13 protein-coding genes are annotated in these 15953 nt (G+C 72.7%); 8 read left to right on the top strand and 5 right to left on the bottom strand.

The window, feature by feature from the left end:
* Positions 1-33: 33 nt before the first annotated feature.
* Positions 34-822, bottom strand: a complete 789-nt coding sequence (locus tag AQI70_RS37275; protein WP_079051251.1) for a creatininase family protein — start codon at positions 820-822, stop codon at positions 34-36.
* Between the two features lie 41 nt (positions 823-863).
* On the opposite strand from AQI70_RS37275, the gene ribA reads away from it, so the two are divergent.
* From ribA to AQI70_RS12015, 4 genes are all read left to right on the top strand, one after another.
* Positions 864-1532, top strand: a complete 669-nt coding sequence (gene ribA, locus AQI70_RS12030) for a GTP cyclohydrolase II (RefSeq protein WP_062147426.1) — start codon at positions 864-866, stop codon at positions 1530-1532.
* Between the two features lie 142 nt (positions 1533-1674).
* Entirely contained in the window at positions 1675-2820 is a 1146-nt protein-coding gene (locus tag AQI70_RS12025; RefSeq protein WP_062147423.1) for an NAD(P)/FAD-dependent oxidoreductase, read from the top strand.
* Entirely contained in the window at positions 2817-3878 is a 1062-nt protein-coding gene (locus AQI70_RS12020) for a saccharopine dehydrogenase (protein ID WP_062147420.1), read from the top strand. The genes AQI70_RS12025 and AQI70_RS12020 overlap by 4 nt, the downstream gene beginning before the upstream one ends.
* Positions 3871-5070: a saccharopine dehydrogenase family protein gene (locus AQI70_RS12015; RefSeq protein WP_062147417.1), complete on the top strand. Its 1200-nt coding sequence runs from the start codon at positions 3871-3873 to the stop codon at positions 5068-5070. Before AQI70_RS12020 ends, AQI70_RS12015 begins: the two co-directional genes overlap by 8 nt.
* 4 nt (positions 5071-5074) lie before the next feature.
* Here AQI70_RS12015 and AQI70_RS12010 read toward each other — a convergent pair whose 3' ends face one another.
* The 3 genes from AQI70_RS12010 to AQI70_RS12000 all read right to left on the bottom strand — a co-directional run bounded on the left by AQI70_RS12010 (position 5075) and on the right by AQI70_RS12000 (position 8297).
* Positions 5075-6307, bottom strand: coding sequence for a serine hydrolase domain-containing protein (locus AQI70_RS12010; protein ID WP_062147414.1), 1233 nt, complete (start codon positions 6305-6307; stop codon positions 5075-5077).
* 65 nt (positions 6308-6372) lie between these two features.
* Positions 6373-7722 carry an MFS transporter gene (locus AQI70_RS12005; RefSeq protein ID WP_062147411.1) on the bottom strand — a complete coding sequence of 450 codons (1350 nt, stop codon included), beginning with the start codon at positions 7720-7722 and terminating at the stop codon, positions 6373-6375.
* Complete coding sequence (locus AQI70_RS12000) at positions 7719-8297, bottom strand: TetR/AcrR family transcriptional regulator (RefSeq protein ID WP_062147408.1); 579 nt, start codon at positions 8295-8297, stop codon at positions 7719-7721. Before AQI70_RS12000 ends, AQI70_RS12005 begins: the two co-directional genes overlap by 4 nt.
* A gap of 175 nt (positions 8298-8472) precedes the next feature.
* On the opposite strand from AQI70_RS12000, the gene AQI70_RS11995 reads away from it, so the two are divergent.
* The 3 genes from AQI70_RS11995 to AQI70_RS11985 all read left to right on the top strand — a co-directional run bounded on the left by AQI70_RS11995 (position 8473) and on the right by AQI70_RS11985 (position 14827).
* The gene (locus AQI70_RS11995; protein WP_063801574.1) at positions 8473-8787 is read left to right on the top strand and encodes a trypco2 family protein; all 315 of its coding nucleotides are present in this window, start codon (positions 8473-8475) and stop codon (positions 8785-8787) included.
* Positions 8784-12569, top strand: coding sequence for a trypsin-like peptidase domain-containing protein (locus AQI70_RS11990; protein ID WP_062147403.1), 3786 nt, complete (start codon positions 8784-8786; stop codon positions 12567-12569). The genes AQI70_RS11995 and AQI70_RS11990 overlap by 4 nt, the downstream gene beginning before the upstream one ends.
* 221 nt (positions 12570-12790) lie before the next feature.
* Positions 12791-14827 (top strand): S1 family peptidase, encoded by a 2037-nt coding sequence (locus AQI70_RS11985; RefSeq protein WP_062147402.1) that lies wholly within the window; start codon positions 12791-12793, stop codon positions 14825-14827.
* A gap of 64 nt (positions 14828-14891) precedes the next feature.
* Here the strand turns inward: AQI70_RS11985 and AQI70_RS11980 are convergent, their stop codons facing one another.
* The gene (locus AQI70_RS11980; RefSeq protein WP_062147399.1) at positions 14892-15296 is read right to left on the bottom strand and encodes a hypothetical protein; all 405 of its coding nucleotides are present in this window, start codon (positions 15294-15296) and stop codon (positions 14892-14894) included.
* Between the two features lie 240 nt (positions 15297-15536).
* Here AQI70_RS11980 and AQI70_RS11975 point away from each other — a divergent pair, with 240 nt between their 5' ends.
* Entirely contained in the window at positions 15537-15953 is a 417-nt protein-coding gene (locus AQI70_RS11975; RefSeq protein WP_062147397.1) for a VOC family protein, read from the top strand.

The following is a 15953-nucleotide window of genomic DNA, read 5'->3' as shown; positions in this document are numbered from 1 at the left end:
CGCCGTGGCCGTGCCGGCCCCGGAACCCGGCCGCTATTCCCGTGCGTCTCCCGAGCCCGGTACGGAATCGTCCGCGGAGGTCAGCAGTGACACATACGCACCGAAGGAATCCGCGAGGCTCGCCAGCAGCCGCTTCCCCTTTTCCGCGGAACCCAGCGAAGGACGGCCTATGACACCCGAATCGGTATAGGCGGACATACCGAGGGTCAGTAGATGACGACGGTCGTCCGCCACGAAATCGGAAGTCTCATAACCGGGTCGGATCAATTCGGGATGAGCGTGCAGAAGGATGGAGGTCTCAATTTCCCCCGCGTGCATGTCGGTGAGCAGCGAGGTCTCCACCCCCGCCCGCTCCCGCGCCGCCTCCCAGTCCTCCGGGGCCGGGAACAGTGCCATCCGCTCCCCGCGCGCGGAGGACTCCTGAACGACGTTGCCCAGTACGTAGTTTCCGCCGTGGCCGTTGACCAGCACCAAGGCGTCGACGCCCGACCGGCGGAGCGAAGCCGCTATGTCCCGTATCACCGCATGAAGGGTCACTGAGGAGATGCTGACGGTCCCCGGCCAGCCCGCGTGCTCGTGCGAGCAGGAGATCGTCACCGGCGGGAGGAGGTGCACCGGGTGCGCGGCGGCGATCTCTCGCGCGATGGCACAGGCCACGAGCGTGTCGGTCGCCAGCGGCAGGAACGGACCGTGCTGTTCGAAGCTTCCGACGGGAAGGACCGCGACCTGCCGTGAGACGCCCGCTCCTCGCGTCCGTACGTCTTCGGTGGTGTCCGCCGGCACCAGCGAGTGTGCTGCCGGCCGCGTCTGCGAATCACTCATCTTTTCCCGGCCTTTCGTCTCTGCTTAGGAACTGAAGAATCATGACAGAAAAAGTTGGTGTGCTCGGCAAGAAGTCGGCGCAGCGGTCGCAGCGGTCCGGTGCGGAACGCGTGGTGAATGCACCCTTGCCCACCGTGTACGGGGAATTCCGTGCGATCGGCTACCTCGACCACGACCGCGGCGACGAACAAGTGGCCCTCGTCTACGGTGAGATAGGCACGGACGACGTCCTCACCCGGCTGCACTCCGAGTGCCTGACCGGCGACGCGTTCGGCTCCCAGCACTGCGAGTGCGGCGACCAGCTCGCCTCCGCGCTGCGCGCGGTCGTCGCCGAAGGCCGCGGCGTCGTCGTCTACTTGAGGGGCCACGAGGGCCGCGGCATCGGCCTGCTGGCCAAGCTGCGGGCGATGGCCCTGCAGGCGGAGGGCCTGGACACCGTCGAGGCCAACCTCGCGCTCGGCCTGCCGGTGGACGCCCGTGACTACGGTGTCGCCGCCGAGATCCTGCACGACCTGGGCGTCCGGAGCGTCCGCCTGATGTCCAACAACCCGCGCAAGCGCGAGGCGTTGGTGCGGCACGGCATCCAGGTCGCCGAGCAGGTGCCGCTGCTGATCCCGCCGTGCGAGAACAACATCACCTATCTGCGGACCAAGCGGGAGCGGCTCGATCATCACCTGCCCCATCTGGATGCCGTGGCACACCTGTCCTGATTCCCGTACGGGCCGGCTGGGAAGGGTCGCGAAGGGAGTGCCGCGATCGGTCGTCGGGCGTCTGCTACGCCGTTGTGGCTGGTCGCGCAGTTCCCCGCGCCCCTGAGGGCGTTGTCCGGCCCGTAGGCAGGAAGGTGAGGCCGTGAACACGCATGCCGACGTCGTCGTCATCGGGGGCGGTGTGATGGGGACCAGCATCGCCTACCACCTCGCGCGTGCCGGTGTGCGGGACGTCGTGCTCGTCGAGCGGGACGAGCTCGCGTCCGGGTCCACGTCGAAGGCGGCCGGCGGGGTGCGGGCGCAGTTCTCCGACGAGCTCAACATCCAGCTCGGGGCGCGCAGCCTGGAGGCGTTCGGCCGGTTCGCGGAGGAGACCGGGTACGACATCGGGCTGCACCGGGTCGGCTACCTCTTCCTGCTCTCGACCCCGCAGGACGTCGCCGGCTTCGAGGCGAGCGTGCGGCTGCAGAACTCCCTCGGGGTGCCCAGCCGGATGATCGGCCCCGCCGAGGCGCGCAGGCTCTCCCCGCTGATCAGCACCGACGGCATTCTGGCCGCCGCGTTCTCGCCGGACGACGGCCACTGCACCCCCGAGGCCGTCGTCCACGGCTATGCGTCCGCCGCCCGCCGGTACGGCGCGCGGATCTTACGGCACACCGACGTCACCGGCATCGAACGGCACGGCGCCCGGATCACCGCCGTGACGACGACCATCGGCCGTATCGCCACCGACACGGTGATCTGCGCGGCCGGCGCCTGGTCGCGGGCCGTCGGGGCGATGGCCGGCGTGGACCTGCCGGTGCAGCCGCTGCGCCGCCAGATCGCGGTCACGGAACCGGTCGGGGGACTGCCGCCCGACCTGCCCATGACCATCGACTTCAGCACCAGCCTCTACTTCCACCGCGAGGGCCCCGGCCTCCTCCTCGGCATGTCCGACCCCGACGAGCGGCCCGGCTTCGCCACCGACACCCACGACCGCTGGATCCCCCGTCTGGCCCAAGCCATGGAGCGCCGCGCCCCCGCCCTGCTCGACCTGCGCCGCACGGGCGGCTGGGCGGGCCTGTACGAGGTCACCCCGGACCACAACGCGCTGATCGGCGAGGCGACTTCCGTCTCCCGCTTCCTGTACGCGACCGGCTTCTCCGGCCACGGCTTTCTGCAGGGACCGGCCGTCGGCGAGGTCGTCCGCGACCTGTACCTCGGCCGCGTACCCTTCGTGGATGTCAGCCCCTTGAGCGCCGGCCGGTTCGCGGCCGACGCCCCGCGCCCGGAGGCCAACCGCGTATGACCGATCTCCATCTGTGGCTGCGCCACGAGGTCCGTTCCACCGAGCGACGCACCCCGATCGTGCCGTCGGACGCACGGCGGCTCGTCGAGAGCGGCGTGACGCTGACCGTCGAGGAGTCCCCGCAGCGGATCTTCCCCGTCGAGGAGTACGAGGCCGCGGGCTGCCGCAGGGCGCCCGCGGGCTCATGGGTGTCGGCGCCCGAACAGGCCGTGGTCATCGGGCTGAAGGAACTCCCGGACCAGCCGGGCGAACTCACCCACCGGCACATCTTCTTCGGCCACGCCTACAAGCGGCAGCCCGGCGCCGAGGCCCTGCTGCGCCGGTTCACCGCCGGGGGAGGGGCGCTGCTCGACCTGGAGTACCTGGTGGACGACAGCGGCCGTCGCCTCGCCGCCTTCGGTTTCTGGGCCGGCTACCTGGGCGCCGCCCTGGCCGTCCTCCAGCACCGGGGGAGGCTCGTCGCGCCGCTGACGCCCACCTCGAAGGAGGAGCTGGACGAGATCCTCCAGCCGGCCGCGGGCGACGAGGAGTTCACCGCGCTGGTGATCGGCGCCCTGGGCCGCAGCGGCCGGGGCGCGCGCCTCGCCTTCCTGACCGCGGGGATCGAGGCGACGGCCTGGGACCTCGCCGAGACCCGCGACCTGGACCGCCGCGCCCTGCTGGCGCACGACGTGATGGTGAACGCCGTCCTGGCCACCAGCCCCGTCCCGCCCTTCCTCCGCGAGCAGGACCTCGACGACCCCGCCCGCCGCCTGCGCACCCTCTGCGACGTCACCGTCGACGTCGGCTCCCCGCTGAACGTCCTGCCGGTCTACGACCGCACCACCGACTGGACCGAACCCGTGCGCCCGCTGCGCAAGGAACCCCCGCTCGACCTGATCGCCATCGACAACCTGCCCTCCCTGCTGCCCCGCGAGTCCAGCACCGACTTCTCGGCGGCGCTGCTGCCCCAGCTGCTCCGGTTCGAGACGGGCGGGCCCTGGGGGCGCTGCCTCGACCGGTTCCACCAGGCCTGCCGTGAACTCGGCATCGCAGAAGGGGAGTTCCGCCATGTCTGACATCCCCCACTCTCGGCTTCGCTCGAGCGGGGGGACCCCCATCGCACGGGTTCCCGCGAGCGGCACCGTCCACTGGGTCGGCGCCGGACTGTCCACGGGCAGCGGTCTGGCCCGGCTGTGCGACACCGCCGACCGGGTACGGCTGTGGCACCGCACCGAGGGCCGGGCCGCCGACGCCCTGGCCCGGCTGGGCCTGACCGGACGCGCCGAGCCCCGCGCGTACACGCTCCCCGCGCTCACGGCCGAACTGGCGCCCGGCGACGTCGTCGTGTCGATGCTGCCCGCGCCCGAGCACGCCGGGATCCTGGCCGCCTGCGTCCGGGGGCAGGCCCACTTCGCCTGCTCCAGCTATGTGTCGGACGCCGTCCTCCAGCAGGTGCCCGCGGCCGCCGCGGCCGGGCTCGTCGTGCTCACCGAGGCCGGTCTCGACCCGGGCATCGACCACCTCTTCGCCCACTGCCTCGTCGGCCGGGCCCGGGCGGCCGTCGGCGAGGACACGGCCGCCTCGTACAGCCTGACCTCGTACTGCGGCGGTGTCCCCGCGGTGCCGAACGACTTCAGGTACCGATTCAGCTGGGCACCCGCGGGCGTGCTCAACGCCCTGCGCGCACCGGCCCGTTACCTTCAGGACGGTGCCGAGACGGTCGCGGAGCGGCCGTGGGAGGCGACGCGGCGGCATGTCGTCGACGGGGAGACGTTCGAGGTCTACCCCAACCGCGACAGCGTTCCGTTCGTCGAGCAGTACGGGCTGCCGGCCGCCTGGAAGCCGCGGACCTTCGTGCGCGGCACGCTGCGCCTGGAGGGCTGGCTGCGCGCCTGGGACGCCGTCTTCGCGGAGCTGAGGACCGGCGACGACGCCCGGATCGCCGCTCTGGCGGCGGAGTTGGCGGCCGCCCACCCCACGACGGACGCCGACCGCGACCGCGTCGTCCTCGCCGTGTCGCTGGACGTACGCGGCGGGGACGGGCGGACGTGGTCCGGCAGTTACCTCCTCGACCTGGTGGGGGACGCGCAGGAGAGCGCGATGGCCCGCTGTGTCTCCCGCCCCCTCGCCCTCGGCGTCCGCCGCATCCTGGACGGCTCCGTGCCGGCGGGCCTGAACCGCGCCGCCGAGACTGCGGCCCGCTCGGAGGAGTGGCTGCGCGAACTGGCGCTGGAGGGACTGGAGTTCACCCTGCGCGTGGACCGGTAGCGGCTCAGTCCCGGGTGACGGCCTCGTGCACGAACCGCTTGAGGTCCTGGAAGATCGGCCGCGAGGACTTCGGCCGCACCTGCGTCATGAACTGCACCGTCAGCTCGCGGCTCGGGTCGACCCAGAACGTGGTGGTCGCCGCCCCGCTCCAGCCGTACGTGCCGCGCGTGGACGGGGCCTTGGTGCGGGTCGGGTCGATCACCACGGAGACGCCGAGACCGAAGCCGACGCCGTCGTTGCCGGGCTCGTCGTGGGCGGGGCGGCTGCCGAAGGAGCGCAGGTCGGCACCGCCCGGGAGGTGGTTGGACGTCATCAGGTCCACGGTCCCGGGGGCCAGCAGACGGGTGCCGTCGAGTTCGCCGCGGCGGCGCAGCAGCTCCATGAAGCGGTGGAAGTCGTGCGCGGAGGCCACCATCCCGCCGCTGCCGGACAGGAAGCGGGGGCGGCCGCGCAGCGGCAGGCCCGGCACCGGCTCGATACCACCGGCCTCGGTCTCGCCGTACAACTCGGCGAGCCTGCCCGCCTGTTCGTCACTCACGCAGAAACCGGCGTCGGTCATCCGGAGCGGGTCGAAGATCCGCTCGGCGAAGAACTCGTCGAGCGGCTGCCCGGACACGACCTCGATCACCCGGCCCAGGACGTTGGCGCCGACCGAGTAGTTCCACTGCGTCCCCGGTTCGAACTGCAGCGGCAGGCTCGCGTACACGTCGACCGTCGTGGCCAGGTCGGAGCCCGGCAGCACCGCCGACTCCAGGTTGGCGTCGCGGTAGAGGGCGTCGACGGGATGCGTGTGGTAGAAGGCGAAGGTCAGTCCGGCGGTGTGGGTCATCAGGTGCCGGATCCGTATCGGACCGTCGGCCGGGCGGGTCACCATGTCGGCGCCGGAGCCGCTGATGTACACCCGGGGCTCCGCGAAGGCGGGGAGGTGGCGTTCGAGCGGGTCGTCGAGCGACAGCCTGCCCTCCTCCACCAGCAGCAGCGCGGCGACCGAGGTGACCGGCTTGGTCATGGAGTAGATCCGCCACAGGGTGTCGGCCTCGACGGGCAGCCCGGCCGCGAGGTCCCGGTGGCCGTGCGTGGTGAGGTGGGCGACGCGTCCACCGCGGGCGACGGCCACCAGGTAGCCGGGCAGCCGCCCCTCGTCGACGTAGCCGGTGAGGTACCGGTCGAGGCGGTCCAGTACCTTCGCGTCCAGTCCGACCTCGCCCGGATCGACCTCTTGTCTCAACAGCGCCATCGCTCTCCTCCGCATACGTACGACGAGGTGCGGTCCGGCATACCCCGCCGGAACGGCCTCTGACCTCATCGTCCCGCAGGAACACCTGCGCGGTCCGCCGATCGGCCATGATCGTCGATCGTGGGGCCGGGCCGCCCCGGCAGCGCCCGGCCCGGCGCCGCACCGGCCAGGGCGAGGGCGGCGAGGACGACCAGCGGCAGCTCCCGGGCCCCGTCGGGCCCCATGAGCGCGGTCGCGGCGGCCACCCCCAGCACCGGCCCGATGTTCATCGCCGTCTGCTGCAGCCCGCCCGCCGCCCCGGCGGACTCGACGGTCGCCTCACGTACGACGACATGGGTCGCCGCCACCATGACGGTGCCGAACCCGGCCCCCACCAGGGCGAACGCGGCGCAGAGGGGCACAGTGGCCGAGGCGCGGGACAGCAGGAGGATGCCGAGCGCGAGGACCGTCATCGCCGCCACCGTCGTACGGCGGGCACCGGCCCGGCGCAGCAGCACCGCGCACCCGGGCGCCGCGAGCACCATCAGCAGGGCCAGCGGCAGACTGCGCAGGGCGCTCTGCACCGGGTCCAGGCCGAGTGTGTCCTGCAGCAGGAACGTGGCGACGAACAGCGTGCCGGACAGCGCCGCGGACGCGGCGACCAGCATGCCGAGCGCCGAGCCGACCGCTGCGGATCCGAGGACGTCCGGCGGCAGGAGAGGGCTCGCGGCACGGCGCTCGTGCCGGACGAAGGCGGCACCGGTGAGCATGGCGGTCGCGGCCGTCCAGCCCCACCCGGGCAGGCCGACGAGGGCGTGGACCAGGCAGGCCAGGGCCACCCCGAGCAGGAGGGCACCGGGCAGGTCGAGCCGGACGGGGGAGGCCTGTCGCGGACCGCGCACGGTGAGGGCGAGCACGCCGAAGACGACGGTGGGCACGACGTTGAGCAGGAACACCACCCGCCAGCCCGGCCCGGCCACCAGCGCGCCGCCGACGACCGGCCCGGCAGCGGCCGCCACCCCGATCGCGGCGGTCCGTACCGCGATCGGCGTCCGCAGCCGGTCGGGCGGGAACGCGGCTCGCAGCATCCCCAGCGTGGCGGGCTGGAGCAGCGCCCCGAACACCCCCTGGACGACCCGCAGTCCGATCACGCATCCGGCGCCGGGCGCCACGGCGATACCCGCCGACGCGGCCCCGAAGCCGAGCATGCCGACACCGAAGACACGGTGGTGCCCGTACCGGTCGCCGAGCCGCCCCGCGAACACCAACAGGCTCGCCACCGCGATGAGATAACCGGTGCTGGTCCACTGCACCTGAGCGAGGGAAGCGCCCAGGTCGCGTTGCAGGGTGGGCTGGGCGACGGTCAGGACGGTGCCGTCGAGCGCGACGATCACGGCTCCCACGACGCTGCTCGTGAGGGTGAGGCGCGGGTTCATCCGGTCTCCTGCCCGAGGTGTGCGTCCAGGACCGACCGCAGAAGGGGTGCGAAGTCCTCGTCGCCGCTGGCGAGTTGGAGACTGCCCCAGCCCCACAGCTGGGCGACGCCGTGCAGGTTGGCCCACAGCGCGCCCGCGACGAGCCGGGCGTCGGCCTCGGGGCGCGCCCGGCCGACCAGTTCCACCAGGCGGCCGAAGAGGGGGAGGCTGGTGTCCCGCAGGCCCAAGTGGCCGCTCTCCAGCAGGTCGTGGCGGAACATCAGCTCGTACATGCCGCGGTTGCCCAGCGCGAACTCCAGGTAGCCACGCCCCAGCGCGGTCAGCTGCGCCCGCGGGCTCGCCGTGCCGTCGCCGGCGGCAGTCGTCGCCCGCCGGCCCAGGTCCTCGAAGCCGCGGCGCGCGATGGCCGAGAGCAGTTCCAGGTGGGTGGGGAAGTAGCGGCGCGGGGCGCCGTGCGAGACGCCGGCCCGGCGGGCGATCTCCCGCAGGGTGAGCGCCGCGGCGCCCTCGCGGGCCACGAGATCCACGCCGGCATCGACCAGCCGGGCCCGTAGCCCGGTATCGGATTCCTCCATAGACAGTGTCTACCATGATCGAGTAGACACTGTCTACGCCCGTTTCGCTCGTGTGATCGAGTTGCCCTGCCCGGGAAGTCTTGAAGAATTGCTGAGAGAGACGTCTCCCGTCGGAAGCCCGAAGTCGGGCTGAGCAGCTCCTGGCTGAGCAGCTCCTGCACGAGGGAGACCCGGGATGGCAGACAGGGACCAGGCGGGACGAACCGATGGGTTGGGTCTCGCGGACATGGTCGCCGCGTTGCGCGACGAACTGACGGACGCCCAGATGCGGGCCGAGGGAGAGACCCTGCGGTTCGGCATCGCCGACGTCGAGGTGGAGGCGACCGTCCAGATCACCCGGAGTGCCGCGGGCAGGGCGGGTGTGCAGTTCTGGGTGGTGCAGGCCGGCGGCGAGATGGCACGCGGCAACGCCACGACACACCGGATCAAGCTGAACCTGAAGGCGCCGGCCGGCACTCTCATCGCCGACCAGGGAGAAGACGCCGAATGACGGGGCTGGACGCCGAGCGCTTGGTGTCGCTCTCCGTGGACGGAAAGCGGGGCTCGGGATACCTGCTGACGCCGGATCTGGTTCTGACGGCCGGTCACTGCGTCGGCTCGAAGGGTTCCACGGTCACGGTCCGCAAGTACTCCCGGCGCGAGGGGAGTTACGAACTCCCCGACGACAGGCATGCCTTCCTGGTCGAGGCCAAGGGAGACGCGGAGCTCGATTTCGCGCTCCTGCGCTCCACCACCGACGACCCGTTCCGGTCGGCGCGGGGCGGCCGGGCCGACGAGGTACGCCTGGGCCGTCTCGTCGGCGAGGAGGCCGTCTCGGCGCAGGCGCTGGGCTTTCCGCGGTCGGGGACGGCACAGGCCGGGGCGAGGCGCTGGGTGAACGTCGAGGACGTACGAGGGTCCGTCCTCCCGCTCACGGGCTCACGACGTCAGGTGCGGCGGCTCAACTTCCAGATCCGCACGGGGACCTCACCGGTCGTGCACGGCTCGTCGCTGTGGAGCGGCATGTCGGGCGCGGCTCTGTTCAGCGGGGACCGTCTGGTCGGCGTGATCACGGAGGACCGCGCCACGATCGAGGGACGGCTGACGGCCCTGCCGGTCGCCGCGGTCTTCGGCGACGACGGCCTCGACGAGGCGAACGAGTGCCTGCTGACGACGAGGGGCGCGGCCCCCGAGCGGGTCGCCCTGGACCCGGTGTGGGCGGGTGGTGAGAGCCTGACGCCCGCGTACAGCCCGCTGCCTCCGCGCGAGCAGTGGTCCGAGGCGGACCTGCTGGAGTCCCGCCATGGCGTCGTGCCCTTCCGGGGCCGCACCGAGGAGCTGAAGGCGCTGGTCGACTGGTGCGAACGGGGCGACGGCCAGCGCATTCGCCTGCTCACGGGCGGCGGCACCGTCGGAAAGTCCCGGCTCGCCCGTGAGCTGTGCCGCACGATGGCCGAGCGCGGCTGGGTCGCCGGTGTCGTCGACCCGCTGCACGTGGACTTCTCCAGTGTCTGCGCCCTGAAGGAGCGACGACTTCTCGTCGTCGACGACGCCGATGCCCATGCCGGCCAGTTGGACGTCCTCCTCGCCGAGGCCGCCGAGCGCCACACCCACCACGCGCTGTGCGTCCTGGCCGTCGCCCAGAGCGGCGGACTGTGGTGGCCGGCGATCCGACGGCGTCACGAGTCCCTGGTCGACCCCGTGGACCCCCCGCCGCTTCCGCCCCTCCCGGAAACCGAACGCCAGGACGTCTACGAGGCCGCGGCCGCCGCCTTCAAGAGCTGGTACGACCAGAGCGACCACAGGGCCCGCCCGGCGCAGGACGACAGCGACCGGAGCGCCCGCCCGGCGCAGGACAGCGGCGACCGGACCGCCGGCCCGGCCCGGGACGGTCGCGCACCGGACGACGGGACCGTGCCGGAGGAGGCACGGCCCGTCGAAGCGTGCCCGCCCGGCCTCGAAGGGCCCGACTTCGGCAGCTATCTGCTCATCCTGATCCAGGCGCTGGTGGACGCGCGCACCAGCATCGGCAAACTGCCCTCCACGGCGGCCGGACCGCCCTCGCGCTCACGGGCCAACGCGTTGCTCGACTACGCCATCGACGTGGAACGGCAGAGATGGCAGGCGTCCGCCGAGCGGCAGAGACTTCCGCACGACCCGGTCCTGCTGGAGCGGATCGTCGCCGTGTGCAGCCTGGCGGTGGCCGACGGCGAGACTGTCGGGGAACAGGAGACCGAGGCCGCGCGCCGGCTGCGGCTCGTGCCCGACCTCGCCGACGAACCGGAGTGGCTCACCCGCTCGTTCGCCCGCTGGCAGCACGCGGAGTTCCCCGGCGACGGCTATCTGCGTTCGCTCCAGCCGCTCCGGCTCGCCGAGCGGCTGGGCGCCCAGGTGATCGCGACCTTCCCCGAGTTGGCCGCGTGCCTGCTCGACGTCGGCGGCACCGGGCCGGGGATCCCCAAGGAGCCCACCCACCAGGCACGCCAGATCCTCAACGTGCTCCATGTCCTGCAACTCACCGCCGGCACCGACGTCACCCGGCCCGGCACCGAGAAGGCAGCCGAGGACGGCACAGCGGAGCCCGGCGGGCAGATCAGGACCGAGCCGTCGGCCCAACAGCAGGCCCGTGCGGCGCTGGAGAAGGCGCTGCGCCGGCACGCCGGCCCGATCGTCCGGCTGGTCAAGCAGGTCGCCGTCACCGATCAGGACCCGTCCGCGAAACCGATCGGCACCTCGCTGGCGGCCGCACTGAACTCCACCCTGCGCAAGGAGTCGGCGCAGCAGGTCGCCGCCCGGGTCCTGCGCGAGTTCGACGCCGCCTGCCCCGACGCGCTGCTGGAGCTGGCCATGGCCGTCGCGGAACACGCCGTGCAGTACCACCGCCGCGCCGACGGACCGCCCACGCAGGAGAACCGCCGAGAGCTGGCCCAGGCCCTGCAACGGTGGTCCCTGTACCTGGCCAGCTCGGGGCTGCGCATCCGGGCGCACGAGGTCGCCGGACAGGCGGTCGACACCTACCACGCGCTGCAACAGCTCAGTCCCTCCGAAGAGCACGAGTTCTGCCTGGCCGAGGCCCTCAAGGACCTCGCGGACCGGCTCGTCGACATAGGACGGTTCGAGGACGCCGACAACTGCGCCGGGGACGCCATCCGGCGGCTGGAGGCGCTGTACCAGCGCGACCCCACCCGCCGGCACGCCTTCGGCCTGGTGAAGGCCCTGTGCACCCGGGCCACGGCGGCCCACCGCGTCGGCCGTCAGCGCGAGGCGCTGCAGGCGGCGAACGAGGCATGTGACCTGATCGAGCAGTTGCCGCAGGAGGGGCAGGGCGACGAGCACGAGCCGGACGAGATCCGCAGCATGAAGGCGTTCGCGCTGCGCGGCCTCGCCTGGCAGCTCGGCGCGAGCGGCCATGTCGACCGGGCGGTGGCCAAGGCGAAGGAGAGCGTCAGGATCTACCACGCGCTGCGCGAGTGCTCTCCCGGCCTCTGGCGGCGCGACATCGCCGAGGCACTGTCCGTGCTGGGCGTGCAACACGGCGCCAGGGGCGACTGGGACGAATGCGTCGCCGCCCACAGTGAGGCCGTCGACGGTCACTACAACGCCCTGGAACGCGAGTACCGCGAGGCCGTACGGCCACACCACGCCCTCGCGCTGGGCCGGCTGGCGGACGCCTATCTGGGCAGGGCGCGCTCCCGGCCGCCGGAGGGCCGGCTCGACGACCTGCGCAAGGCACTGGACCACGTCGAGCAGGCGCTGCAGCAGTACCGCGGCATGTACAAGGAGGACAGATGGGCCAACCGCGTCCATGAGGCCTGGGCCAGCTGTCTGCACGCGGAAGTCCTGCTCGAGCTGTGCACCGCGGACCGGCAGCACCGCGGCGCGGCCGGCATCCGGCAGAGCTTCGTCGACGCCGAGGCCGCCGCCCGGCAGGCGCTGTCCCTGTATGACGAGATCGACGTCCGTGCCTGGAAGCTGAGGTTCGCCCGAGCCCATGCACAGGCGGTCCTGGCCGAGACGTACGGGGGCCGGGGCCGGCCCCGGGCCAAGGTGCTGCGCGCGCACGAGCAGGCCAAGAACGCGTTCGCCCGGCTCGACGCCGAGGAGCCCGGCCGGGCCGAGGACGAGCTGCGCAGGATCGAGAAGACGATCGAGGGCCTCAGACAGACGGGCCCGCCCGTACAGTCCCGTGCGCACGTCGCCGTGAACCGCTCGGGCAAGGGGCGTAGACGGCATCAGCCCAAGCCCCGTCTGCGCAGCCGTCAGGGCGCGCAGGTACGACGCAGACACCGGTGACCCGGACCGCCCCGCGCACCGGGCGACCTGGGCGTTCCCCGCGGTGCCGTCGGCCGGCCCGGGACCGGGCTGTACGCGCGCCGGCGCACCGAGCTCCACATCCCACAGCTGTACCCCGAGGCCGGCACGGCATGGATCAACCACAACAGCACGACCACGGTGTCACGGCGTCGACCGACGCCTCGTGCCGTGGCACACCGCCGGAAGGACGGTGAACGCACATGGGAGCGACGGACAGGTCCCGCGAGGAGCGGGAGCGGCAGATCGAGGCGGCCGCCGCGCGCTACGACGAGACCAGCGACGAGCGGCACGCGGTCGAACAGCAGCAGGACGCCGGGGTCACCTTCCCGGATTCGCCGGAGGCCCTCGCGGCGCGCGCGGCCCGGCTGCTCGACCGGCAGGCGGTGCCCGCCGCCCTGGCGGTGGAGGCGATCCGAGGGGAGCCGCTGGCCGCGCCCGCCGCGTACGAGCGCATCCTCGGCGTCTCCACGGAACTGCAGGCATGGAGCTTCCTGCCGCGCGGCGCCCGGGCGGCACGCACCGTCGCCCGCATCTCGACGCGGGAGAACGGCCGTGAGCTGCCGATCGGCACCGGCTTCCTCGTGTCGCCGAGCCTGCTGATGACCAACCACCACGTCCTCCCCGACGCGGGGGCCGCCCGGCAGTGCTTCCTGGAGTTCGACGCCCAGGTCACCGTCGACAACACCCCGCAGTCGCCGACACGGCTGGAACTCGACCCGGACGGGTTCTTCACGGCGGACGAACGCCTCGACTTCGCCCTGGTGCTGGTGGCCCCCGGCCCCGACCGGCGGCCCCCGGGCGAGACGTTCGGCTGGAACCGGCTCAGCGCCCAGCTGGGCAAGCTGGTGATCGGCGAGCCGGTCAACGTCATCGGCCACCCGCTGGGCCGACTCAAGGAGATCGCCGTACGCGACAACATGCTCCAGGTGCGCCTCGACGACTTCCTCCACTACAAGACGGACACCGAGCCCGGCAACTCGGGATCCCCGGTCTTCAACGACCAGTGGGAGGTCGTCGCGCTCCATCACAGCGGTGTGCCCAGGACCGACGACCGGGGACGCGTCCTGCGCCGGGACGGACAGATCTGGCGTCCCGGTGACGGCGACGACGCCATCGACTGGGTGGCCAACGAGGGCGTACGCGTCAGCTCCATCCTGAAACACCTCGCCGTCCTGCCCCTCACCCCCCGGCAGCGGGCGCTGCTCGCCGATATGGGCCCGGAGTCGGGGATGGCCGCCGCGCAGGCCGTCGTCGCCCCGGTGGCCGCTCCCGCTCCCGTGCCGGCCGCCGCGCCGGGCCCGGCCGTCGAGCGGACCCCGATCCTCACGGGCCTGCGCGCCCGGGCGGGCGCGTTCGGCGGCCGGCGGCATCTGGTCTTCCTGCACGGCCGTTCCCAGGAGGGCAAGGACCCCGAGCGGCTGCGCCGCGAGTGGGCGGCCGGACTCAACCAGGGACTCGTCCGCGCCGGGCTCGCCCCGGTCGACCCGCAGGACGTCTGGTTCCCCTACTACGGCGACCGGCTGGTGCGGTCCCTCGCCGCTCACGAGGCCGTACCCCGCATGGTCGAGGCACCGGCCGCCACCGCGGCGGAGGTGGTCGCGCCCATCTCACCCGGTGCCCACGCGCTGTACGAGGAGATCATCGGCGAGGCGGCCGCGAAGTGGGACATGCCCGAGGAGAGGCATCTGGCCACCGAACGCTTCGGCTGGGGCGACGTGGTCGGGGCGCTGCAGCGGAGGTTGGGCTGGCTGGCCGCGCGTAGCGACCTCGACGCCTGGGCCATCGCGCTGATCTTCCGGGACGTGGCCGCGTACCTCGACGACACGGCCGTCCGGGAGGAGGTCCTCGACTGCGTGCTCGACGCCGTGCCGGACTCCGGTGAAGTGGTTCTCGTCAGCCACAGTCTCGGCACGGTCGTGGGCATGGACCTCCTCACCCGGCTGTCGCCCGGGGTGAACGTCGTCCACCTGACCACCGCGGGAAGCCCGCTCGGCATGGACAGCGTCTACAACAGGCTGCTCGCCGGCGGACCGAAACGTCCGGAGAAGGTGGCGGACTGGCTCAACGTGTGGTGCCCGACCGACGCGGTGGCCATCGGGTGCCCGCTGGCCGACGACTGGGCGGACGGACTGACCGACCTCGCCGTCGTCAACGCCCGCGACCGGGCGCACAGCATCGTCGAGTACCTCTCGCACGCCGAGGTCGCCCGGTCGGTCGGCAGTCACCTCGTCGGCTGAGCGGCCGACCGCCTCGCGCGTACCGGCCGCCCCTGAATCCGGCCGGTACGCGCGAAGCTCCCCCCTACCGGGGTCGGTGAAGCGCGCGGAGCGCCAGGTCGGCGCCCTCGGCGCGCGGGTTCACGAAGGCGGGCGTCACGGTCAGCGGGGCCGGGTACGGCGTGAGCGTCGCCGGGCCCTTGACCGTCGTACCGCGGTCGACGTCGTACGAGGTGCCGGGCGGCGGATGGATGTCCCGCGACGGCGCCCGGGTCGGGCGGGCCTCGATGCGGGCGCCCGAAAGGGGCGTGTCCGCGGTCGGGGTGAGCACCCCGTCGTGCCGGCGCCGGCCGGTGAGTGCCGTGGCGTGCTGCCAGGTGCCGCCGCCTCGGAAACGCGGCGCGGGGGAGCCGTGGGCGGCCGACGGCGGCAGCGTCACCGGCAGGGCCGAGGCCGGCGGACGGCCGAACTTGCGGGAAAAAACGCGCACCACTCATGTCCTTCTGCGGAGACGGGAGAACCATGGGGTTGCTGTGCCGCGGCGCTGTTCTCTTCTGCTCGTGACGGCCGATGTTCTTGCGCGAGACATCATCTGTCAACGGGGAGTGGCCGCCGAGGGGCGTGTCCAGGACCCGGGTCCCAGGACAAAGGACCGATGGCCCCGCCACCCCCGGGCTGCCTAGGCTGCCGAGCGGATCAACTCCGATCAAGGCGCCCTCGGGAGGCTCCCATGCCGGTCAACGGCCGCAGCCACATACGTATCGCCCGCCCGTCCCGGGACCTGGCCGCGGCGGAGCGCTTCTGGGCCGAAGGGCTGGGACTGACCGTCGTATGGCGGGCCGTGGGCGGCCCCGAACCGGGCGAACACGACCTGCTGATGCTCGGCTGGCCGGACGCCGACTGGCATGTGGAACTGGTCCACGAATGCGCCCGCCCCGTCGAGCCCCGGCCGACCGAGGAGGACCTCCTCGTGATCTACGTGGACGGCCCCGTGCCGGACGACCTGGTCGCCCGGCTGGAGTCGTGCGGAGGCAAGCGGGTCCGCTCACCGAACCCCTACTGGAACGAGTGGGGCGTCACGATCGAGGACCCGGACGGGTACCGGCTGGTGCTGTGCAGGCGGGGCTGGTCCAACGCCCGGGCGTGA

This window comes from Streptomyces curacoi, assembly GCF_001513975.1.
GTDB classification, from domain to species: domain Bacteria; phylum Actinomycetota; class Actinomycetes; order Streptomycetales; family Streptomycetaceae; genus Streptomyces; species Streptomyces curacoi.
Note: the sequence above shows the minus strand (reverse complement) of the source record. Positions and strands in the feature narration are given on the sequence as shown.

Bases quoted from the DNA above. Each gene is read 5' to 3' on its own strand.
- AQI70_RS37275 (WP_079051251.1), bottom strand. From the start codon at position 822: ATGAGTGATTCGCAGACGCGGCCGGCAGCACACTCGCTGGTGCCGGCG.
- ribA (WP_062147426.1), top strand. From the start codon at position 864: ATGACAGAAAAAGTTGGTGTGCTCGGCAAGAAGTCGGCGCAGCGGTCG.
- AQI70_RS12020 (WP_062147420.1), top strand. From the start codon at position 2,817: ATGACCGATCTCCATCTGTGGCTGCGCCACGAGGTCCGTTCCACCGAG.
- AQI70_RS12015 (WP_062147417.1), top strand. From the start codon at position 3,871: ATGTCTGACATCCCCCACTCTCGGCTTCGCTCGAGCGGGGGGACCCCC.
- AQI70_RS12010 (WP_062147414.1), bottom strand. From the start codon at position 6,307: ATGGCGCTGTTGAGACAAGAGGTCGATCCGGGCGAGGTCGGACTGGAC.
- AQI70_RS12005 (WP_062147411.1), bottom strand. From the start codon at position 7,722: ATGAACCCGCGCCTCACCCTCACGAGCAGCGTCGTGGGAGCCGTGATC.
- AQI70_RS12000 (WP_062147408.1), bottom strand. From the start codon at position 8,297: ATGGAGGAATCCGATACCGGGCTACGGGCCCGGCTGGTCGATGCCGGC.
- AQI70_RS11995 (WP_063801574.1), top strand. From the start codon at position 8,473: ATGGCAGACAGGGACCAGGCGGGACGAACCGATGGGTTGGGTCTCGCG.
- AQI70_RS11990 (WP_062147403.1), top strand. From the start codon at position 8,784: ATGACGGGGCTGGACGCCGAGCGCTTGGTGTCGCTCTCCGTGGACGGA.
- AQI70_RS11985 (WP_062147402.1), top strand. From the start codon at position 12,791: ATGGGAGCGACGGACAGGTCCCGCGAGGAGCGGGAGCGGCAGATCGAG.
- AQI70_RS11975 (WP_062147397.1), top strand. From the start codon at position 15,537: ATGCCGGTCAACGGCCGCAGCCACATACGTATCGCCCGCCCGTCCCGG.